17 protein-coding genes are annotated in these 20,326 nt (G+C 64.3%); 7 read left to right on the forward strand and 10 right to left on the reverse strand.

What is annotated here, in order from left to right; genetic code table 11:
- The first annotated feature begins 177 nt into the window (after positions 1-177).
- Both GA566_RS21180 and GA566_RS21185 read left to right on the forward strand, forming a co-directional pair.
- Positions 178-1,380: a sorbosone dehydrogenase family protein gene (locus tag GA566_RS21180; RefSeq protein WP_370459366.1), complete on the forward strand. Its 1,203-nt coding sequence runs from the start codon at positions 178-180 to the stop codon at positions 1,378-1,380.
- Positions 1,377-1,691: a cytochrome c gene (locus tag GA566_RS21185; protein WP_137923723.1), complete on the forward strand. Its 315-nt coding sequence runs from the start codon at positions 1,377-1,379 to the stop codon at positions 1,689-1,691. The genes GA566_RS21180 and GA566_RS21185 overlap by 4 nt, the downstream gene beginning before the upstream one ends.
- Positions 1,692-1,698: 7 nt before the next feature.
- On the opposite strand, the gene GA566_RS21190 is transcribed toward GA566_RS21185, so the two are convergent.
- The 4 genes from GA566_RS21190 to GA566_RS21205 are packed head-to-tail and all read right to left on the reverse strand — an operon-like array spanning position 1,699 to position 5,009.
- Complete coding sequence (locus tag GA566_RS21190; protein WP_160473944.1) at positions 1,699-2,406, reverse strand: ABC transporter ATP-binding protein; 708 nt, start codon at positions 2,404-2,406, stop codon at positions 1,699-1,701.
- Positions 2,399-3,151, reverse strand: coding sequence for an ABC transporter ATP-binding protein (locus GA566_RS21195; RefSeq protein ID WP_160473945.1), 753 nt, complete (start codon positions 3,149-3,151; stop codon positions 2,399-2,401). Before GA566_RS21195 ends, GA566_RS21190 begins: the two co-directional genes overlap by 8 nt.
- The gene (locus GA566_RS21200) at positions 3,148-4,143 is read right to left on the reverse strand and encodes a branched-chain amino acid ABC transporter permease (protein ID WP_137923726.1); all 996 of its coding nucleotides are present in this window, start codon (positions 4,141-4,143) and stop codon (positions 3,148-3,150) included. Before GA566_RS21200 ends, GA566_RS21195 begins: the two co-directional genes overlap by 4 nt.
- Complete coding sequence (locus tag GA566_RS21205; protein ID WP_160473946.1) at positions 4,140-5,009, reverse strand: branched-chain amino acid ABC transporter permease; 870 nt, start codon at positions 5,007-5,009, stop codon at positions 4,140-4,142. The genes GA566_RS21200 and GA566_RS21205 overlap by 4 nt, the downstream gene beginning before the upstream one ends.
- Before the next feature lie 205 nt (positions 5,010-5,214).
- Here GA566_RS21205 and GA566_RS21210 point away from each other — a divergent pair, with 205 nt between their 5' ends.
- The 4 genes from GA566_RS21210 to fghA all read left to right on the forward strand — a co-directional run bounded on the left by GA566_RS21210 (position 5,215) and on the right by fghA (position 9,611).
- Positions 5,215-6,153, forward strand: coding sequence for an aldo/keto reductase (locus tag GA566_RS21210; protein ID WP_160473947.1), 939 nt, complete (start codon positions 5,215-5,217; stop codon positions 6,151-6,153).
- A gap of 29 nt (positions 6,154-6,182) precedes the next feature.
- Positions 6,183-7,535 carry an MFS transporter gene (locus tag GA566_RS21215; protein ID WP_160473948.1) on the forward strand — a complete coding sequence of 451 codons (1,353 nt, stop codon included), beginning with the start codon at positions 6,183-6,185 and terminating at the stop codon, positions 7,533-7,535.
- A gap of 110 nt (positions 7,536-7,645) precedes the next feature.
- Positions 7,646-8,752: an S-(hydroxymethyl)glutathione dehydrogenase/class III alcohol dehydrogenase gene (locus GA566_RS21220; protein ID WP_137923730.1), complete on the forward strand. Its 1,107-nt coding sequence runs from the start codon at positions 7,646-7,648 to the stop codon at positions 8,750-8,752.
- A gap of 10 nt (positions 8,753-8,762) precedes the next feature.
- Entirely contained in the window at positions 8,763-9,611 is an 849-nt protein-coding gene (fghA, locus tag GA566_RS21225; protein ID WP_160473949.1) for an S-formylglutathione hydrolase, read from the forward strand.
- A 144-nt stretch (positions 9,612-9,755) separates the two neighbouring features.
- Here the strand turns inward: fghA and GA566_RS21230 are convergent, their stop codons facing one another.
- From GA566_RS21230 to GA566_RS21245, 4 genes are all read right to left on the reverse strand, one after another.
- Positions 9,756-10,409 carry a nucleotidyl transferase AbiEii/AbiGii toxin family protein gene (locus GA566_RS21230; protein ID WP_137923732.1) on the reverse strand — a complete coding sequence of 218 codons (654 nt, stop codon included), beginning with the start codon at positions 10,407-10,409 and terminating at the stop codon, positions 9,756-9,758.
- Positions 10,406-10,891 carry a helix-turn-helix domain-containing protein gene (locus tag GA566_RS21235; protein WP_237380559.1) on the reverse strand — a complete coding sequence of 162 codons (486 nt, stop codon included), beginning with the start codon at positions 10,889-10,891 and terminating at the stop codon, positions 10,406-10,408. Before GA566_RS21235 ends, GA566_RS21230 begins: the two co-directional genes overlap by 4 nt.
- Positions 10,892-11,146: 255 nt before the next feature.
- Positions 11,147-11,710 (reverse strand): FMN reductase, encoded by a 564-nt coding sequence (msuE, locus tag GA566_RS21240; RefSeq protein WP_160473950.1) that lies wholly within the window; start codon positions 11,708-11,710, stop codon positions 11,147-11,149.
- Positions 11,711-11,871: 161 nt separating this feature from the next.
- Positions 11,872-12,684, reverse strand: a complete 813-nt coding sequence (locus GA566_RS21245) for a MetQ/NlpA family ABC transporter substrate-binding protein (protein WP_160473951.1) — start codon at positions 12,682-12,684, stop codon at positions 11,872-11,874.
- Between the two features lie 260 nt (positions 12,685-12,944).
- Between GA566_RS21245 and GA566_RS21250 the strand changes: the two genes are divergently transcribed.
- Complete coding sequence (locus GA566_RS21250; RefSeq protein WP_160473952.1) at positions 12,945-18,449, forward strand: AAA family ATPase; 5,505 nt, start codon at positions 12,945-12,947, stop codon at positions 18,447-18,449.
- Here the strand turns inward: GA566_RS21250 and GA566_RS21255 are convergent.
- Together GA566_RS21255 and GA566_RS21260 are read right to left on the reverse strand one after the other, a co-directional pair.
- Positions 18,446-19,186 carry a GntR family transcriptional regulator gene (locus GA566_RS21255; RefSeq protein ID WP_137923737.1) on the reverse strand — a complete coding sequence of 247 codons (741 nt, stop codon included), beginning with the start codon at positions 19,184-19,186 and terminating at the stop codon, positions 18,446-18,448. The two genes, GA566_RS21250 and GA566_RS21255, sit on opposite strands and share 4 nt — an antisense overlap.
- 107 nt (positions 19,187-19,293) lie before the next feature.
- A complete protein-coding gene (locus GA566_RS21260) occupies positions 19,294-20,307 on the reverse strand; it encodes a tripartite tricarboxylate transporter substrate binding protein (RefSeq protein ID WP_137923738.1) in 1,014 nt (337 codons plus the stop codon).
- Positions 20,308-20,326 lie beyond the last annotated feature (19 nt).

Consider the following 20,326-nt stretch of genomic DNA (forward strand, 5'->3'; position numbering starts at 1 on the left):
TCTTTTATCGCGCCTGCGGGAATGTGAAATTCCCTTGTGGCGAAAGCTGTCCTAACCTTGTCTGGCGGCGCCTGTGCGCTGCCAGACGACAAGAACTCCGGAGACAGCACGATGAAGCGCTCTGCCATGGCCATGGCGGCGGTATGTTTCGTGGCCGCCGTATCCAGCCCCGCCGTCATGGCGGCACCTACTGATAACCTCCAGAAGCTCCAGAGTTTCAAGCAGACCGGCGCGCCCCCGCCCGAGAAGGTGGCGCAGACCGGCCAGAACGCCGACGCCATCCGCGAGAACCTCAAGGCGATCAAGCTGCCGCAGGGCTTCAAGATCGAGCTTTACGCCATCGTGCCCGAGGCCCGCCACATGGCCATCGAACCCTCGACGGGCGTGGTCTTCGTCGGCACGCGCAAGAACCGCGTCTGGCAGGTTACCGATCGCACCAAGCGCCGCGTGGCCGATGATGTGGTGCAGTTCGCCAGTTCCGTCACGTTCAAGGTGCCCAACGGCGTCTGCTTCTCGCCGGACGGCATTCTCTATGTGGCCGAGCAGAACCGCGTGCTGGCCTTCCCCGCCGCCCAGTTCTTCGGCGAAGGCGGGCCCGATGTGGCCGCCGGCGTGGTGGTGCCGCAAGGCAAGCTTGTGCCTGCCGAGTTCGAAAGCTTCAACCACGGCGCGCGCGCGTGTCGCGTGGGGCCAGACAAGATGCTCTATATCGCGCTGGGCCAGCCGTGGAACGTGCCGCCCAAGGACAAGCTTGCCGCGATGAACAAGAGCGGCGTGTCCGGCATCATCCGCATCGGCCAGGACGGCAAGAATCGCGAGGTCTACGCGCTCGGCATCCGCAATTCCGTGGGGCTCGACTTCAACCCCGCCGACAAGACGCTCTGGTTCACGGACAACCAGGTGGACGGCATGGGCGACGACCAGCCGCCCGGCGAGCTGAACCGCGCCACCAAGGCCGGCCAGAACTTCGGCTTCCCATGGTACGGCGGCGGCAAGGTCCGGACGGTGGAATACAAGGACGCCCAGCCGCCTGCGGACGTTGTGTTCCCGGTAGTGGATTACGCCCCGCATGCAGCGGACCTTGGCATGTCGTTCTACACGGGCAAGATGTTCCCGGCCAAGTATCAGGGCGGGGTTTTCGCCGCCGAGCACGGCTCCTGGAACCGTACCAAACCTATCGGCGCGCGCATCGTCTATACGGCAGTGAACAAGGACGGCACGGCCGGTGCAACCGAGGTGTTTGCCGAGGGCTGGCTGACGCCGAATGGCGAGTACATGGGCCGCCCGGTCGATGTGCAGCAATTGCAGGATGGCTCGCTGCTGGTGTCCGATGACTTTGCCGGCGCCATCTATCGCATCAGCTACTCGGGAGCGAAATGAGAGGCGCAACCAATCTGACCGGCGCCTTGATTGTGGTGTGCCTCGGCCTGCCGGCCGGGGCCATCGCCGCCGACGTGCAGGCGGGCCGTGCCAAGGCGCTCCAGTGCCAGACCTGTCATGGCATGGACGGCAAGTCGAAGCTGCCCGAGGCCCCGCATCTGGCGGGGCAGGTCGAGTCCTACCTCGTGAAATCGCTCAAGGCGTACAAGACTGGCGCGCGCAAGGACGAGATGATGAACCTGATGGCGAAGCCGCTCAGCGATGCGGATATCGCCAACCTTGCCGCGTTTTACAGCAGCCTGAAGCCGTGATCTTTCGTTAGTGCTGGCGCACGGTCACCAGCCGGTCGAGCAGTGCCGTGTCGGATAGCAGCGCAGCGCTGTCCGAGCGATGCACCACCCTGCCCCGGTCCAGCACGATGGCCTGCCGCGTCATGCCCAGCGCCAGCCGGGCGTGCTGTTCCACCACGATCACTGCCATGCCGCTCTCTGCGATCAGCCCACTGATCACACGCTGCAACTCCTGGACGATGATCGGCGCGAGACCTTCCATCGGCTCGTCGAGCAATAGCAGCGACGGATTGACCATCAGCGCGCGTGCAATCGCCAGCATCTGCTGCTCGCCGCCCGACAACTGGTTGCCGAAGTTGCGGCGCCGCTCTTCCAGCCGCGGAAAAATGCGGTAAATCCCGGCAATATCCCACGGACCCGGTCGCGCCACCGCAGCCAGGTGTTCCTCGACGGTCAGCGATGGAAACACCCAACGCTCCTGCGGCACCCAGCCGATACCACCTTGCGCCCGCCGATGCGGCGGCGTGCGCGCCAGATCTTTCCCCCGCCAGTGCAGCCGGCCACCGCGCAGCCGTGTAAAGCCCATCAACGTCGAGAGCAGCGTGGTCTTGCCCACGCCGTTGCGTCCCAGCAGCGCCAGGCTATCGCCCGCGCCGAGCGTCAGGTCGATGCCGTCGAGTACCACCGCTTCGCCATAGCCAGCGCTGACGGATTCAAGTCGGAGCAACTCATCCATGGGCGGCCTCCCCGAGATACACCTCGCGCACGCGCGGATCGGCAGCGATCTCGGCTGGCGTGCCCTCGGTCAGCACGCGGCCCGCCACCAGCACGGTGATGCGTTCGGCGAATCGGAAGACCAGATCCATGTCGTGCTCGATAAAGACGATGGTGATATCGCGCGGCAAAGCGGCGATAACCGCGAACAGTTCAGCGCTCTCCCCTGCAGGGATGCCAGCGGCAGGCTCATCGAGCAGCAGGATCGACGGCCGCGTGGCCAGTGCCAGCGCCATCTCCAGCAGGCGCTGCTTGCCGTAGGGCAACGCACGCGTCTCCGCATCCGCATCGCGGTCGAGCCGCAGCATCGCCAGCACGCCCATCGCCTCGTCCACCAGCGCCGTCTGTGACGCCACCGTGCGTGACCAGATGCCCGATGCGCCTGCACGCTCGGCCACGGCCAGCACCACCGATTCCAGCACCGTCAGCCCCGGAAACAGCGTATTGATCTGGAACGTGCGCGTCATGCCGAGCTTCACCCGTGCGTGCTGCGGCAGCTTTGTGATGCCCCGGTCGCCAAGCCAGATGCGCCCCGCCGTCGGCGCCAGCGCGCCAGTCAGCAGGTTGATGAACGTAGTCTTGCCCGCGCCATTGGGCCCGATCAGCGCATGGCGCGAGCCCGGCGCGAACGTCAGCGAGACATCGCTATTGGCGGCAAACGCGCCCCAGGATTTGCAGAGTCCCTCGGTTCGCAAGGTGGCGGTCATGCATCGGCTCCCTGTTTTTCGGCGATGGTGCGCCGTGCCGCCATGCGATCGCGGACGGTGCTGATGGCTCCCATCACCCCACCCTTCGCAAACAGCACCATGAGCACGAGCAGCAGGCCGATCCAGAACTGCCAGTAGACCGGATTGATGCCGGACAGCACATCCTGCGCAATCATGAACAGCGCCGCGCCGATCAGTGCCCCGTAGAGCCGTCCCGTGCCGCCCAGTACCAGCATCACCAGCAGCTCCGCCGAGCGCGGAAAGCCGAGCACGTCCATGCCGACGAACTGCGTGGTCTGCGCCAGCAGCCCGCCCGCCACACCCGCGATGGCCGCCGCCAGCGTGAACACGGCGCGCAAGCGTCCCGGCACGTTGGTGCCGATGGCCGGCATGCGGCGTGCGCCCTCCCGGATGCCGCGCAGCGACAGTCCGAATGGCGAGGACACGATGCGCCGCACCAGCAGGAACATGACGAACAGCACGGCGAGGCTGTAGAGATACGCCGTCTTGCCGAACAGGTCGAACTCGAACACGCCAAGCACGCGATCCATCGTCACGCCCGACAATCCATCGACGCCGCCAGTCAGAAACGCGGCCTTGTTGGCGGCCTCGAACAGCATCAGGCCAATGCCGAGCGTGACCATCAACCGCGTCAGGTCGCCGCCGCGGATCACCAGGAAGCTGCACAGCCATCCGGCCAAGGCCGCCACCGCTGCGGCGGCCAGCAATCCGCTCAATGGTTCGCCCCAGCCGTGCGCGGCAAGCAGACCGGCCGCATAGGCGCCCAGTCCGAAGAACGCGGCATGGCCCAGCGAGACGATGCCCGCATAGCCGAGGATCAAGTCCAGCGACAACGCGAATAGTCCAACAATCAGAATCTGACTGCCGAGAATCAGGTAGCCGGGCAGCGCGAAGAACGCCACCACGGGAATGAGCCAGAACACGAACTCGGCCGGATGCCAGCGGCCATTGGGCAAGCGGTGCGATGTCATGCGGCTCGCCTCCCGTAAAGCCCGGCCGGAAACGCCACGAGCAGCAGCACCATCATCGCGTAGATCACGAAAGCCCCGATTTCAGGCACGTAGTATTTGCCCGCCACATCGGCCACGCCCAGCACCATGGCCGCCACCAGCGATCCCCGGATGCTGCCCGCGCCGCCCACCGCTACCACCAGCAGGAAATACACCATGTACTTGAGCGGGAAGGTGGGATCGAGACCGAGGACGTCGATGCCCAGTCCGCCGCCCAACCCTGCCAGTCCCGAGCCCAGCGCAAAGGTCAGGCTGAACACGCGATCCACGTCGATGCCAAGCCCGCGTGCGGCCTGCTGGTGATCCACGGCGGCGCGCACCTGGGCGCCGAAGCGCGTCCGCGCCACGAGCCATCCCAGCGCCAGCGTGATGGCGATCACGACGGCCAGCAGGAATAGCCGGTAGGCGCCCAGTTCCAGTCCGGCCACCTTGACCTGTCCGATCAGGAAATCCGGCAACTGCACCGGCTGCTGCGAGGGTCCGAACCACCACGTGGCGCCAGCCATCGCCATGAACGTCAGCCCGATCGAGAACAGCACCTGATCCAGATGGCTGGCGCGGTAGAGACGCCGATAAAGCGTGCGCTCCAGCAACCCGCCCACGAGCGCCGCACCCACGAAGGCAATCGGCAGTGCGGCCAGGAACGGCACGCCCAGGCGGTTCATCGCCACCACGGAGAGATAGCCGCCGAGCATGGCAAACGCACCGTGCGCGAGGTTGACGAAATTCATCAGCCCCATCGTCACGGACAGGCCGATGCTGATCAGGAATAGCAGGCTGCCGTATGTCACACCATCGAACAGCACGCCGGGCAAGCTCGATAACACGATCCGGTCCTTGTGAAGGGAGGGAATGCAGGGGATGGAAAGGTGCCGGGATTGTTCAGTGTGCGCCGCTTTTTTGCAATGGGGCGAGACCCGGCCCGGGCGTCGCGCCCAGTGCCGCGTCCGCAGTGGGTTCCGGCGCGGCATTTCGGTTTACATCGTTCCATGCACGCGCTATGGTCAGCGCAATCGACCGCCGGGAATCGCCATGCCAAGCCAACACCGTTGCATCGACCGCCGCACCTTCATGGGGTTGGCCGCCGCACTGGCCACGCTGCCCGCGGGCCAGGCCCTGGCCGCCGCCGCGCAGGCCGCAACGGTGGAAGCGCCGCTGCGCCGCAAGATCCCCGGCACCAACGAGTCTCTGCCCGTGATCGGCATGGGCACGGCCGATACCTTCAACGTGGGGCGTGGCGCCGAGGAACGCGGTGCGCAGGCCGAGGTGCTGGCCATGCTGCTCCAGCGCATTCCCCATCCCGTGGTGGATACCGCGCCGAGCTACGGCAGTGCCGAGACCGTGACCGGAGACCTGCTGCAAGCCGTGCAGGCACGCGGCAAGGTGTTCCTGGCCACCAAGGTCTCGACCAACGCGGTCAATACCATGGCGCAATTCACCGAATCGCGCGTGGCGCTGCAGTCCGACAGCGTGGATTTGCTGCAGGTGCATAACCTGATCGACTGGCGCGAGAACCTGAAACTTCTGCGCCAATGGAAGGACCAGCGCAAGACGCGCTTTATCGGCATTACCCATTACCGTGAGGACGCGCACCAGCAACTGGCCGACATCCTGCGCGCCGAGAAGGTGGACTTCCTGCAGGTCAATTATTCGCTGGCCGAGCGCAACGCCGAGAAAACACTGCTACCGCTCTGCCAGGAGCGCGGCGTGGCAGTGCTGATCAATCGCCCATTCCAGGACGGCCGATTGTTTGCCGCCGTCAAAGGCAAGCCGGTGCCCGACTGGGCTGGCGAGATTGACTGCCAGTCCTGGGGCCAGTTGTTCCTCAAGTTCATCATCAGCCATCCGGCAGTGACAGCGGCGATTCCCGCAACATCCAAGCCGAAAAACATGGCCGATAACCTGGCCGCCGCGTTCGGACGCATGCCGGACACCCGCGAGCGTGCCCGCATCGCGGCGGCGCTGGCGTGACTGCATGACTATCTGACCCGACTGTCGGCATGCCTCCGCCCGACACCCGCGATCCCCCGTCCTCCCCGCGCACCGGTCGCCTGCTCGGCGTGCGCGCCGGTGAGATGCCGGCCGTCATCGCCGCCTTCCTGTTCTTCTTCTGCCTGTTCGCGAGCTACTTCATGCTCCGCCCCGTGCGCGAGACGATGGGGATCGCCGGTGGCGTGAAGAATCTGCAATGGCTGTTCACGGCCACCTTTGTGGTGATGCTCGTGGCGATTCCGTTCTACGGCGCATGCTGCAAATGGCTGCCACGCCGGCGCTTCGTGCCGTGGGTCTACGCGTTCTTTGTCGCCAACCTGCTTGGCTTTGCGTTTGCCACGCGCGCGATGCCCGACAACGTCTGGCTGGCGCGCGTGTTCTATGTCTGGCTGTCGGTGTTCAACCTGTTCGTGGTGTCGGTGGCGTGGAGCCTGATGGCCGATGTGTTTCGCCCCGAGCAGGCGCGCCGCCTGTTCGCGCTGATCGCGGCGGGTGCCAGTGCAGGCGGGCTCGCCGGTCCGGTGCTCGGCGGCTGGCTGGTCGGCAGCATCGGCCTGACCGGATTGATGCTGCTCTCTGCCGCGCTGCTCGCCGCCACGCTGCCGGGCACGGGCTACCTGTTCGGCTGGCGACGCCGGCACGGTGCAGGCGCCATCGAGGCCATGCAGGCGATGGACCCTTCCGAGCCAGTGGGCGGAGGATTGTGGGCCGGGTTGATGCTGGTGGCGCGCTCGCGCTATCTGCTGGGCGTGGGCCTGTTCGTGATCCTGCTGGCAACGGCAAGCACCTTCCTGTATTTCGAGCAGGCGCGGCTGGTGGCCGAGGCATTTCCATCGCGCCAGCAGCAGACGCAGGTCTTCAGCGCGCTCGACGCCGCGGTGCAGGCGCTGACCATCCTCGTACAGGTTTTCTTCTCGGGCCGCGTGGCACGCCGCTACGGCGTGAGCGCATTGCTGACGCTCGTGCCCCTGGCGGTGGCCGGCGGCTTCCTGCTGCTCGCGATGTGGCCCACGTTCGCCGTGCTGGCCGGCGTGATGATCCTGCGGCGCGTGGGCGAGTACGCGATGCTGCGGCCGGGACGCGAGATGCTGTTCACGGTGGTGGACCCCGAGACCAAGTACAAGGCCAAGAATGTCATCGACACGGCGGTCTACCGTGCGGGCGATGCCGTGAGCGCGTGGGTCAAGACCGCCATCGACGCGCTCTCGGGCCACCCCGCCACGGTGGCGCTGGCCGGTGCGATGCTGGCACTGGCCTGGGCGTGGCTCGGCTGGTGGCTTGGCCGGCGTCACGAAGGACAATTGCCGACTACCGAAAACGCCGCGCCCCCTGCCACACCACGCACGACAGTCAGCCGATAATCGCTCATCCGTCTGGCCGCATCCCGCCGTTGCCCGTATAGTCTTGGCCTGTCGGCGGAAGGCGTGCCACGCACGCCTTCGCCCCACCTCATTCGCACAGGAGTTGCCCCATGAAGACCAAAGCCGCCATTGCCTGGAAAGCCGGCGCCCCGCTCACCGTCGAAGAGGTGGATCTCGATGGCCCGCGCGCAGGCGAGGTACTCGTCGAAATCAAGGCCACGGGCATCTGCCACACCGACTACTACACGCTCTCCGGCGCGGACCCCGAAGGCATCTTCCCGGCCATCCTGGGCCACGAAGGCGCGGGCATCGTCACGGACGTCGGCCCCGGCGTGACCTCGCTCAAGGCCGGCGACCACGTGATCCCCCTCTACACGCCGGAATGCCGCCAGTGCAAGTTCTGTCTCTCGCGCAAGACCAACCTGTGCCAGGCCATCCGCTCGACGCAGGGCAAGGGCCTGATGCCCGATGGCACGTCGCGCTTCTCCATCGACGGCAAGCCGATCTTCCACTACATGGGCACGTCGACCTTCGCCAACCACATCGTGGTGCCGGAAATCGCGCTGGCCAAGATTCGTCCTGACGCACCGTTCGACAAGGTCTGCTACATCGGCTGCGGCGTGACTACCGGCGTGGGCGCCGTGCTGTTCACGGCCAAGGTGGAAGCGGGTGCCAACGTGGTGGTGTTCGGCCTCGGCGGCATCGGCCTGAACGTGATCCAGGCGGCCAAGATGGTGGGCGCCGACAAGATCATCGGCGTGGACCTGAACCCGGGCCGCGAAGCCATGGCACGCAAGTTCGGCATGACGCATTTCATCAACCCGAAGGATGTGGAAAACGTAGTGGACGCCATCGTGCAACTCACCGATGGTGGCGCCGACTACTCGTTCGAATGCATCGGCAACACGCAGGTCATGCGCCAGGCGCTGGAGTGCTGCCACAAGGGCTGGGGCAAGTCGATCATCATCGGCGTGGCCGAAGCCGGGGCGGAAATCTCCACGCGCCCGTTCCAGCTGGTCACGGGCCGCGAATGGAAGGGTTCGGCCTTTGGCGGCGCACGCGGCCGCACGGATGTGCCGAAGATCGTGGACTGGTACATGGAAGGCAAGCTGAACATCGACGACCTGATCACGCACACGCTGCCGCTGGATCGCATCAACGAGGGCTTCGACCTGATGAAGCGTGGCGAGTCGATCCGCTCCGTAGTGCTGTACTAAGGATCGGTCCATGGAACTGCTGAGCGAACACGGCTGCCACGGCGGCGTCCAGCGCTTCTACCAGCACCAGTCGGCGGCCATCGGGCTGCCGATGCGGTTCTCGGTGTTCCTGCCGCCGCAGGCGCTGGTGCCGGGAGCCAAGGCGTTGCCGGCGCTGTTCTACCTGGCCGGCCTGACGTGCACCGAGGAAACGTTCATGATCAAGGCCGGCGCCCAGCAGTTCGCCGCCGAGCACGGCCTGATCCTTGTGACGCCCGACACCAGCCCGCGCGGTGCCCACGTGCCCGGCGAGGCCGATGCCTGGGACTTCGGCGCAGGAGCCGGCTTCTACGTCGATGCCACCGAAGCGCCGTGGCGCATGCACTGGCGCATGGAGAGCTACGTGGCTGACGAACTGTTTCACCTCGTCACCGCGGAACTGCCTGCGGACCCCGCGCGTGTCGGCATCTTCGGCCACTCGATGGGCGGCCACGGCGCACTGGTGCTCGCCCAGCGCTACCCGCAACGCTTCCGCTCGGTGTCGGCCTTCGCACCCATCGCTGCCCCTTCGCAATGTCCGTGGGGCGTGAAAGCCTTCACGGGCTATCTCGGCGAAGACCGCAACCGATGGGCCCAGCACGACGCGACGGCGTTGATGGCCGCGCAGGCTTCGGCACCCTTCCCTGCGGGCATCCTGATCGACCAGGGACTGGCGGACAAATTCCTGGCCGAGCAGCTTTATCCGGAAGCGTTCGAAGCGGCTTGCGCCAAAGTAGGCCAGCCCCTGACGCTACGGCGCCATGCAGGCTACGACCACGGGTATTACTTCATCTCGACGTTCGTGGCCGACCATGTGCGGCATCACGCGGAAAGGCTTTGAAGCGTTTTAGCTCCCCTCTCCCGCGAAGTGGAAGAGGGGTTGGGGGAGAGGGCCAGAGGGCCTGCTTGCCAGCCACATCGCAAGTTGAACCGCTTGCCCTCTCCCCTGCCCCTCTCCCGGAGGGAGAGGGGAAAAACCGGGCCCTTACTTCAACTGGCCAAGAAACTCCTCGGCCATTTCGAGACATTCCTCGTAACTTCGCCAGTACTCACGCCTACGGATCAGTGAGAACTGATCCCGCATCAGATCGGGACGCGCTTTCAGTCGGGTGATGAATGCATCGGCGTACTTGAGCAGGTACGGTGCGGCACATCGCAGTGGTTGTGGATCTGCCTCGATAACGACCGCGAGATCGAAGAGATCTCGGGCAGTACCGCTGTATCCCCGATGGAACAGCTTCTTGGCCACGATTTCGGCCGCTGTCTCGACACGCACCTCTCGCCCCATGATCTCCCATATCTCATACGGGTTCTCAGTCAGGTTTGTGGCGGCCACGATATCGATCTCGCCTTCGGGCAACCTCAGGCGGATGTAGTTGGCCTGTTCGATATAGTCGTCGCTAATGGACTCCGCTATGGCACTGAGGCGGGGATTCACGTAGCCGAGGTACTGAGGATCCCGGACGAAGAGATCGATGTCATAGGACAGCCGATGCTGGTATCGCAGCATCAACACCGTTCCGCCACCAAAGGTCCAGAATGGTTCAACTCCGCCATGCGTCCTGACCTCATCCATCAGGGTGAACGCATGAGGAAACAGCGCCTCCCACGCTTCCCCCATCAGCGGTTGCACTCTCATTTCCACAACCCATCACGTGTAGCGGAAGTCGATGCGGCGAGACGATGCAGATTCCGCCAGATCTCTGCCGGCTTGCGGTTGTGCCTCGCTGCAACTTCTGCCACAGCTTTCACAATCAGTTGCAGCGGCGCTTCATCGAGAACCTGCGCGACATGGGCACGATAGCCCTGCGGGGTTTCCCCCGTGGCGAGCGCGGCGTCGAGCAGCTCAGGCGTGAAATCCCCGGAGTAACTCACGTTCGCGCCTAGCGCTGCCATTCGGAGCGCATTGGGAGGTTTGCCGGCCGCTGCGCGCGCGACATCGGGATCATCGATAGAGATGGAAAGTCCCAATACGTCGAGTAACCGAACGAGATTCTCCAGCGTAACGTTCACCGTTCCGCGTTCAATGCCATTCAAGGTTTGCCGGGATAGCCCAGCCAGATCAGCGAGGCGCTGCTGGGAAATGCCGAGCGACTGCCGTTTGCGTTGGATAGCAAGCATAAGTGCCGATAGGTGCATAGCTCAGGGGCGACTTGCAGTTTTTTGTCAAGTATAGTTGACAAAAAATTCTATGCAAGTCTGCCTCAGGTTAGCGCCACGGCAGTCGCGTTACTCCCCTCTCCCGCGAAGTGGGAGAGGGGTTGGGGGAGAGGGCCAGAGGGCCTGCTTGCCAGCCCATCGCAAGTTGAACCGCTTGCCCTCTCCCCTGCCCCTCTCCCGGAGGGAGAGGGGAAAAAACAATCAGGAAGGGTAGTCTCAAGCCACTCGCCGCAACTGCCTGGCCGACGCCCCGAACAACGGCGCCGCGCGATCTACCGCGAGCTTGATGCGTTCCGCGAGCGCGCCGTTGCCAATCGCATAGCCATCGAAATCCGCAGTCGACGCATACACCCCGATCGGCAACGTCAATGCCTGCAGGAAGCCGAACAGCGGTCGCAACTGGTGTTCGAGCACCAGCGCATGGCGGTCACTGCCGCCGGTGGCGGCCAGCAGCACGGGCTTGTCGGCCAATGCGTTCATGCCGACCAGGTCGAACAGATGCTTGAAGTGTCCGGGGAACGAGCCGCGATATACCGGCGCGGCGGCGATCACGAGGTCGGCGGATTCGATGGCGGCGATCTGCGCCTCGATGTCAGCGGGAAGTTCGTCGCGGCTCAGTGAGGCCCCCAGCGGTCGGGCGATCTCGCTCAGGTCAACGATCTGCGTATCGAGCACGAGCCGCTGTTCCAGTTCGGCAAGCAGCGCCTGGATCAGCACCAGCGTTCGCGACGGTTGATGGGCGCTGCCGTTGACGGCGACGACTTTCAGGGGCGTGGACACGATTTCTATCTCCGGCTTCATCGAATAAACATGGGCGACCCTCACCATAAACGCCCCGCCCGGTCCACGCGAACGAAGCAATTCATCTATCCATAGATGCAAAAACGGCAGCCACGCGGGCTGCCGTTCTCACTTCGGGGAAAAAGTGGCGTTCGTTCAGCTTAGAACGACGGCACCATTGCGCCCTTGAACTGGGTCTTCATGAACTGGCGCACTTCCTCGGACTGATAGGCGGCCACGAGCTTCTTGACCCATGGCTTGTCCTTGTCCTGCGTACGCACGACGATGATGTTGGCGTACGGGCTGTGGATGTCTTCCAGGCCGATGGCATCCTTGGTGGGCTGCAGGCCACCTGCCAGCGCGTAGTTCGTATTGATCACCGCAGCGGTCACGTCAGGCAGCGCACGGGCCAGCTGGGCGGCGTCGAGTTCCACGATCTTGAGCTTCTTCGGGTTCTCGGCGATATCCAGCGGCGTAGCGTTCACGCCATTCGTGCCCACGCCGGCCTTCAGCTTGATCACGCCCTGCGCGGCCAGCAGCAGCAGCGCGCGGTTCTCGTTCGACGGATCGTTCGGCACGGCCACCTTGGCGCCCTGCGGCAAGTCCTTCGGCGACTTCAGGGTCTTGGAATAGATGCCGAGCGGCGAGATATAGGTGTAGCCCACGCTGACCATCTTGTAGCCGCGCTGCTTGATCTGGCTGTCGAGGTAAGGCTGGTGCTGGAAGCTGTTGGCGTCGAGATCGCCGGCATCCAGCGCGGCGTTGGGCTGCACGTAGTCGTTGAATTCCACGATCTTCACGTTCAGGCCATTCTTCTTGGCCACCTTCTGCACCACCTGCCAGACTTCGGCATCGGGGCCGCCAACAGTACCAAGGCGAACCGTCTGTTCCTGTGCCGAGGCAGACCCGGCAGCCATCACGCCAAGCGCCACGGTAGCGGCAGCCAGCGTCTTCGTGATCGAGAGCATTTTCATCGTTCTATATTCCTGGGAATCGAGGAGTACGGCCCGTCCCTCTGTGTGGATGGCCGGTGGGCCACACCGGATAAGGGGCGGCCGAGGCGAGAGCTTACCCTAATGCCTACGCGCGATTGCGGATCGACCGCTTCGTGGCGCACACTACACCGCCGGACTGACAGACCGGACTGCACGGATCAATGTAGCAGACAAACCAACAAGAAGACGTCTGGAAGCCACGCGTGGTCAATCAAGAGCGATACAGGGTGACGGTGCCGATGGGCGAGAGACTTCAGATTCTATGGGATGACGGGGAGCGCGTTTTCTCGCGCGGGCCGGATCAGGCAGAAGGCAGCGACCACTATTTCCTCTACGCGCATTCCGCCACCGAGCACCCCTTGCCCGCCAGCCTGGCCCGCTTTGCTCACGAGTTTGGCCTGAAAGACGCGCTCGATGCCACGTGGGCGGTGCGTCCGCTGAAGCTGACGCGCGCCGATGGCCGTACTGTGCTGACGCTCGAAGACCCGGGCGGCGAACCGCTGTCCCGGCTGGTCGGCTCGCCCATCGATACCGGAGACTTCCTGCGCACCGCCGTCGGCATTGCCGCAGCGCTCGCCAAGCTCCACCAGCATGGCCTGGTTCACAAGGATCTCAAGCCCACCCACATCCTGGTGAACTGCGCCGACGGCCACGTGCGGCTGACCGGATTCGGCCTCACCACACGCCTGCCCCGCGAACGGCAGGCGCCTCAACCGCCCGAGACGATCGCCGGCACGCTGGCCTATATGGCACCGGAACAGACAGGCCGGATGAATCGCTCGATAGATTCCCGCAGCGACCTTTATGCGCTGGGCGTCACGCTTTACCAGATGCTGACCGGTGCGCTGCCGTTCACGGCAACCGACGCGATGGAATGGGTGCATTGCCATATCGCCCGCACCCCGGTGCCGCCCGGCTTGCGCGCAAACGTGCCTGCCGTGGTGTCGAACATCGTCATGAAGCTGCTGGCCAAGACTGCGGAGGATCGCTACCAGACGGCTGCGGGCGTGGCGCACGACCTTCAACGCTGCCTGGCGGACTGGCAGCGTCAGCACCGCATCGACGATTTTCCGCTGGACGAGCATGGCACGCCGGATCGCCTGCTGATTCCCGAGAAACTGTACGGTCGCGAGCGCGACGTCAACCGGCTCTGCGCCACCTTTGCGCGCGTCGTGCAGAGCAGCGTGCCGGAACTGGTTTTGGTCTCTGGATATTCCGGCATTGGCAAGTCATCGGTGGTCAACGAATTGCACAAGACGCTGGTAGCGTCGCGCGGCCTGTTCGCTTCCGGAAAGTTCGACCAGTACAAGCGTGACATCCCCTACGCTACGCTGGTGCAGGCATTTCGAAGCCTGGTGCGGTCACTGCTTGGCAAGCCCGATGCCGAACTCGCCGCCTGGCGTGACGCGTTGCGCGAAGCGCTGGCCCCCAATGCGCGACTGATGACAGACCTGATTCCGGAACTGAAGCTGATCATCGGAGAGCCGCCGCCGGTGCCGGAACTGGAGCCGCAGCAGGCGCAGCGCCGCTTCCTGCTGCTGTTCCGTCGCTTCATCGGCGTGTTCGCCCGGCCGGAACATCCGCTCGCCCTCTTCCTCGACGATCTGCAGTGGCTCGATGCGGCCACGCTGGACCTGATCGAGAGCCTGCTGACGGACCCTGATCTGCGTCACGTGCTGCTGATCGGCGCCTATCGCGATAACGAAGTGGATGCATCTCATCCGCTGTCGCGCAAGCTGCAGGCCATCCGCAGCGCGGGCGGCCGGATCGAGGACATCACGCTGGCGCCGCTGGGCACCGCCGACATCCAGCAGATGATTGCGGAGGCACTGCATCGCGACCCCGAACACATCGCGCCGCTGGCGCAACTGGTGGAAGAAAAGACCGGCGGCAATCCGTTCTTCGTGCTCCAGTTCCTGCAGGCCCTGGTCGAGGAAGACCTGCTAACGTTCGACCATGACGCGCGCGCCTGGCGCTGGCAGACCGATCGCATTCACGCCAAGGGCTACACCGACAACATCGTGGACCTGATGGTCGGCAAGCTGGCCCGCCTGCCGGCACAGACGCAGCAGGCATTGCAGCAACTGGCCTGCCTGGGCAACGCCGCCGATCTGTCGGATTTATCGACCGTACTGGGTACCGACGATACACAGACGCATGCCGTATTGTGGGAAGCCATTCGCCAGGAACTGCTCGAACGGCAGGACGATGCCTACGCGTTCGTACACGACCGCGTGCATGAAGCCGCCTACTCGCTGATTCCGGAAGACACCCGTGCGGAAGCCCATCTGCGGATTGGCCGCTTGCTTGCTGCACGGATTCCGGCAGCGCGGCACGAGGAAGCAATCTTCGACATCGTCGGGCAGCTCAATCGCGGCGCGACGCTGATCACCGAATGGCCGGAGCGGGAGCAACTGGCAGCGTTCAATCTGGTGGCCGGACGGCGCGCCAAGGCATCCACCGCCTACGGCTCGGCGCTCGCCTATGTCACCACGGGTGCCGAACTCTTACGTGACGAATGCTGGGAACACCAGCATGAATTGATGTTCGCGCTGGAGTTGGACCGTGCCGAGTGCGAGTTCCTGACGGGACAACTGCCGCGCGCCGAAGCACGGCTGGCGGCGCTGTCCAGACGGGCCATCACCACGGTCGAGCGTGCGCGCGTGGCATGCTGGCAGATGAACCTGTACCTGATTCTTGCCCGATGCGATACGGCTGTGGCCGCGTGCCTGGACTTTCTTCGCAGCGTGGGCATCGCGTGGTCACCCCATCCCGATGGCGCCATGGTACGCAGCGAGTACGACGGCATCTTTGCAAGGTTGGGCGACCGACAGATCGAGGACCTGATCGATCTACCGCCGATGAAGGACGCAGACGTGCTGGCCACCGTGGATGCGCTCACCACACTGCTCGCGCCGGCGGTGCTCACCGACAGCAATCTCGCGTGCCTGACGATCTGCAAGGCCATCAACTTGAGTCTTGCACACGGACACGGCGATGCATCCTGCGTGGCGTACACCAACTTTCCCCGCTTTGCCGGACGGCTGTTTGGCGACTATCAACCCGGATTCGCCTTCGGCCGGCTCGGCCGCGAGCTGGTGGAGCGCCGTGGCCTTGAACGTTACGAAGCCAGTACACGGCATTCGTTCTCGATCTTTGTCGCCCACTGGACGCAACCGTTGCGCGGCTGCCTGGATCAACTGCGCCACGTGTTCGACACAGCCAGCCGGATTGGCGACATTCCGTTTGGCGCGTTCTCCTGCAACTGCCTAGTCTCGAACCTGCTCTTCATCGGCGAACCGCTGCCCGAGGTGCAACGCGAAGCTGAACTCGGCCTGGCATTTGCCCGGAAAGTCCAGTTCGGCATCGTCGTCGAATTTCTCGAAAGCCAGCTTGCACTGATCCGGATGCTCCGCGGCGCTACGCCGGCATTCGGTAGCCTGGACAACGAACAATACAGCGAAGCGCATGCGGAGCAACACCTGGCGCAGCCGTCACTGGAGATTGCGGCGTGCTGGTACTGGGTTCGCAAGCTGCAGGCGCGCTATCTCGCTGGCGACCTTGCGGCGGCCCTGGATGCCGCATCCAAGGTGCAAGGGCTGCTCTGGACCGCGCACGGCTTTCTCGAAGAAACCGAGTACCACTTTTATGCCGCGCTGACCCATGCTGCGCTGTGCGATACCACACCGGCCAATCAGCGCCAGCAGCATCTGGCAACACTGGTCGCCCATCATGGGGAATTACGCATCTGGGAAGCACTCTGCCCGGAGAACTTCGCCAGCCACACGATGCTGGCAGGCGCCGAGATTGCCCGGCTGGAAGGCCGCCTGATTGATGCCGAGTTGCTGTACGAGCAGGCCATCGACACGGCAAGGCAGAACGGGTTCATCCATATCGAAGCCTTGGCCAATGAACTCGCGGCAAGCTTCTTTGCGCAGCGGCATCTTGAAAAGATCGCGCGCGTGTATCGGCAGGATGCACGCTACGCCTATCTGCGCTGGGGCGCCGATGGCAAGGTGCGGCAGCTCGAAGCGGCCCATCCGCACCTGCGCACGGAGGCCGCCGCACTTCGCCCTACCAGCACGATGGCAGCGCCGGTCGAGCATCTGGACCTCGCCACGGTCATCAAGGTGTCGCAAGCCACCTCCGGGGCCATCGTCCTGGACGAACTGATCGACATGGTGATGCGCACGGCCATCGAGCAGGCGGGCGCGGAACGGGGTCTGCTGATCCTGTCCGGCGAGGATGCGCACCGCATTGCCGCGGAAGCCACCACCGGTGCCAACGGTATCGCCCTGCGCATCCACGACATGCCCGTGAGCGCGGCCACGCTGCCGGCGTCGGTGCTCTACCATGTGCTGCGCACCCATGAGCACGTGGCGCTCGACGATGCGCTGACAGATCCGCTGTTCGCGGCAGATCCGTACATCCGCCAGCATCGCGTGCGATCGGTACTGTGCCTGCTGCTGATGAGCCACGCCAAGCTTACCGGCGTGCTCTACCTGGAGAACAACCTGGCGCCGCGTGCCTTCAGCCCGGCCCGGATTGCCGTGCTCAGGCTCGTGGCCGCGCAAGCCGCCAACTCGCTGGAGAACGCCAGGCTCTACCGCGATATCGCCGCGCGGGAAGCCAAGATCCTGCGTCTGGTGGAGTCGAACATCATCGGCATCGTTGTGTGGGATGTGGACGGCAGTGTCCGCGAAGCCAACGACGTGTTCCTTGGCATGGTGGGCTACGACCGCGACGATCTGGTCTCGGGCCGGGTGCGGTGGCAGGCGCTGACGCCTCCGGAGTTCCAGCATCTCAACGCGCGTGCGCAGGCGGCGGCCAGGGAAACCGGCCGCGCCGAGCCCTTCGAGAAGGAGTACATCCGCAAGGATGGCAGCCGCGTGCCGGTCATCGTCGGCCTGGCTACCTTCGACGGCAACCGGACCGAAGGGGTGGCCTTCGTGCTCGACCTCACCGAACGCAAGCAGGCGGAAGAGAATTTCCGCGAAAGCGAGCGGCGCTATCGCGAGGTGCAGACGGAACTGGCGCATGCCAACCGCGTATCGACGATGGGTCAGCTCGTGGCGTCGATTGCGCACGAAGTCAACCAGCCCATCGCAGCCACCCTGACTAACGCGCAGGCTGCAACGCGATGGCTGGGCGCGCAACCGCCCAATGTCGACGAAGCGGTACAAGCGCTGGGCCGCATCGTCAAGGATGCAAACCGCGCCGGCGATGTGCTCGGCCGGATACGCGGCATGATCAAGAAGGCGCCGCCGCGGAAAGCCCCCGTGGACATCAACGCGGCCATCCGCGAGGTAGTCGCGCTCACGCACGGAGAAGCCAGCAAGAGTGGTGCCTCGGTGGAGATCGCACTCGCAGAACACCTGCCCAGCGTCGAAGGCGATCGCGTGGAGTTGCAGCAGGTGCTGCTGAATCTGATCCTGAATGCGCTGGAAGCGATGGGCACGACCACCGACGGTGCCCGGACCCTTCAGATCATCACGCGTGTGGAGGAAGGCGCCGGCGTGCACGTCGCTGTGCGCGACTCGGGCCCCGGTTTCGGCCAGGAAGGTGCCCGGCGGGTATTCGATCCGTTCTACACCACCAAGCCCACCGGCTTGGGGATGGGACTCTCGATCTGCCGCTCGATCATCGACGCCCATGGCGGCCGGCTATGGGCAAGCCCCAATGAGCCGCGCGGTGCGGTGGTCGAATTCATTGTGCCTGGGAGGCAGGACGATTCGCCTTCCTAAGGCTGCGAGAACGTAAATTCGTGGTGAGTCGTATTGAGCTTGGATACCCGATACTCGATACGCTCATCATGATAGGAGTAGGCGACGCGCAAGACTTGTAGCAAGGCGCTACCCTCTTTTACGCCCATCAGTTCGGCATCCTCCGTGTTCGCCAGCGTCGCGCGGAGCTTCTCGTCCGTACGAATGATGTTGATGCCGAACTCGTCCTGGTAGAAGTTGTAGAGCGTATTCGGACGCTCGCGAAGCCGCGCCTCGGTCAGGGTCGGGAATCTTTCGACCGGCACTGCGATGTCATCGATCATGACCGGTGTGCGCTCCAGCGAAAGCACGTTGGAGAACCGGAACACGGCATCCCCCGGCGACAATCCCAGAGCGGCTGCTTCAGCCTTGTCCGCCTTGGCACGGCGGAATTTAGCAAGACGCACGGTCGGATAGTCCCGGTGTCCGTCCTGGCGCACGACGCGGAAGAACCGGAAGAAGTGGTCTTCCATCCGATGCGTTGCCACGTACGTGCCCCGGCCCTGGTGGCGAATCAGGATGTTCTCCGCCACCAGCTCGTCGATCGCCTTGCGCAATGTCCCGACGGAAACGCCGAACCGTTCGATCAGCCTGCGCTCGGACGGAATCGCCTCGGCCGGCTTCCACTCGCCTTCCGAGAGCGCGGCCAGCAGGGCCCGCTTCACATCCTTGTAGAGAACGCCACCAATGGAAGCGCTAGCGTCGAATCTGGAACCCACGTTGGAAATATCCTCAAGTTATGCGGCTGCGAAGGCACTGGTCGGTGGCCGGGCGCAATTCATATGGATAACCTGCATGATACTGAAGTTGCGCCGGGCAGCCGAAGTCATTCCACGCGGATACGTTTCTCTTCGATGACCTTGGCCCACCGGGTCACCTCCGTACCGAAGTACTCCGCAAACGGCGGTCCGCCTTGCGGAGCCGGTGTGAAACCGGCGGCCGTGATGCGTTGACGCACCGAATCGGATGCCAGCATGCGCACCACGGACGCCGATATCTTTTCCACGATGGGTCGTGGCGTGCCCGCCGGCACCATCAGGCCAGTCCAGTTCTCGACGATCAGGTCTGGGTATCCGGCCTCCGCGACGGTGGGCACGTCCGGGAGCAAGGGATGGCGCTCGCGCGTCGTGACAGCCAGGGCGCGCAGCTTGCCCGACTTCACATACGCCAGCGACTCGGGAAAGTTGGAAAACACCACGTCGATCTGCCCACCAATCAGGTCCGTCATCGATGGCGCCCCACCCTTGTACGGCACATGCGTCATGTTGGCCTTGCTCTGACTCTCGAAAAGCGCCAGTGTCAGATGGGGCGGCGTGCCATTCCCGCTGGAACCGGCATTCAACGTGGATTTCTGCGCGGCAGCCGCCAGCTCCTTCAGGGATTTGATCGGAGAGTTGACCGGCACCACAACCACCATGGGCGACGATGCCACCCGCACGACCGGCAGCAGATCCTTCTGCATGCTGAATGGCAAGGAGGGAAACAGCGTGACGTTGGACGCGTGCGTCAGCGTTACCGCCAGCCACGTGTAGCCATCGGCAGGCGCCTTGGCAACCTGGTCCGCGCCGATATTGGCATTCCCGCCAGGCTTGTTCTCGACGACGATCGTCTTCTTCCACTCCTCCGTCAGTTGCTGGGCAACCGTACGCGCCATGAGGTCCGTCAGTCCGCCAGCGGCGAACGGCACCACATACCGGATCGGCTTGTCCGGATAACTCGCCATGACATCCGGCGGTGCCGCGGCCACGGTTCGCGGCCCCGCCAGGGTAGTGATCACTGCCAACGTCGCGAACGCACAGCAGATGCCTCTGCGCGTACCAAGGTGAAAGCGTCGATGCATGGGTTGTCTCCTTTGTGGT

It is taken from the genome of Cupriavidus sp. SW-Y-13, assembly GCF_009793345.1.
Lineage (GTDB): Bacteria > Pseudomonadota > Gammaproteobacteria > Burkholderiales > Burkholderiaceae > Cupriavidus.

Excerpts from the sequence above, each read along its gene's own strand:
- GA566_RS21210 (WP_160473947.1), top strand. The coding sequence starts at position 5,215 with ATGCCAAGCCAACACCGTTGCATCGACCGCCGCACCTTCATGGGGTTG.
- fghA (WP_160473949.1), top strand. The coding sequence starts at position 8,763 with ATGGAACTGCTGAGCGAACACGGCTGCCACGGCGGCGTCCAGCGCTTC.
- GA566_RS21250 (WP_160473952.1), top strand. The coding sequence starts at position 12,945 with ATGGGCGAGAGACTTCAGATTCTATGGGATGACGGGGAGCGCGTTTTC.
- GA566_RS21180 (WP_370459366.1), top strand. The coding sequence starts at position 178 with ATGGCGGCACCTACTGATAACCTCCAGAAGCTCCAGAGTTTCAAGCAG.
- GA566_RS21200 (WP_137923726.1), bottom strand. The coding sequence starts at position 4,143 with ATGACATCGCACCGCTTGCCCAATGGCCGCTGGCATCCGGCCGAGTTC.
- GA566_RS21245 (WP_160473951.1), bottom strand. The coding sequence starts at position 12,684 with ATGAAAATGCTCTCGATCACGAAGACGCTGGCTGCCGCTACCGTGGCG.
- GA566_RS21220 (WP_137923730.1), top strand. The coding sequence starts at position 7,646 with ATGAAGACCAAAGCCGCCATTGCCTGGAAAGCCGGCGCCCCGCTCACC.
- GA566_RS21185 (WP_137923723.1), top strand. The coding sequence starts at position 1,377 with ATGAGAGGCGCAACCAATCTGACCGGCGCCTTGATTGTGGTGTGCCTC.
- GA566_RS21190 (WP_160473944.1), bottom strand. The coding sequence starts at position 2,406 with ATGGATGAGTTGCTCCGACTTGAATCCGTCAGCGCTGGCTATGGCGAA.
- GA566_RS21230 (WP_137923732.1), bottom strand. The coding sequence starts at position 10,409 with ATGAGAGTGCAACCGCTGATGGGGGAAGCGTGGGAGGCGCTGTTTCCT.
- GA566_RS21260 (WP_137923738.1), bottom strand. The coding sequence starts at position 20,307 with ATGCATCGACGCTTTCACCTTGGTACGCGCAGAGGCATCTGCTGTGCG.
- GA566_RS21215 (WP_160473948.1), top strand. The coding sequence starts at position 6,183 with ATGCCTCCGCCCGACACCCGCGATCCCCCGTCCTCCCCGCGCACCGGT.
- GA566_RS21235 (WP_237380559.1), bottom strand. The coding sequence starts at position 10,891 with ATGCTTGCTATCCAACGCAAACGGCAGTCGCTCGGCATTTCCCAGCAG.
- GA566_RS21195 (WP_160473945.1), bottom strand. The coding sequence starts at position 3,151 with ATGACCGCCACCTTGCGAACCGAGGGACTCTGCAAATCCTGGGGCGCG.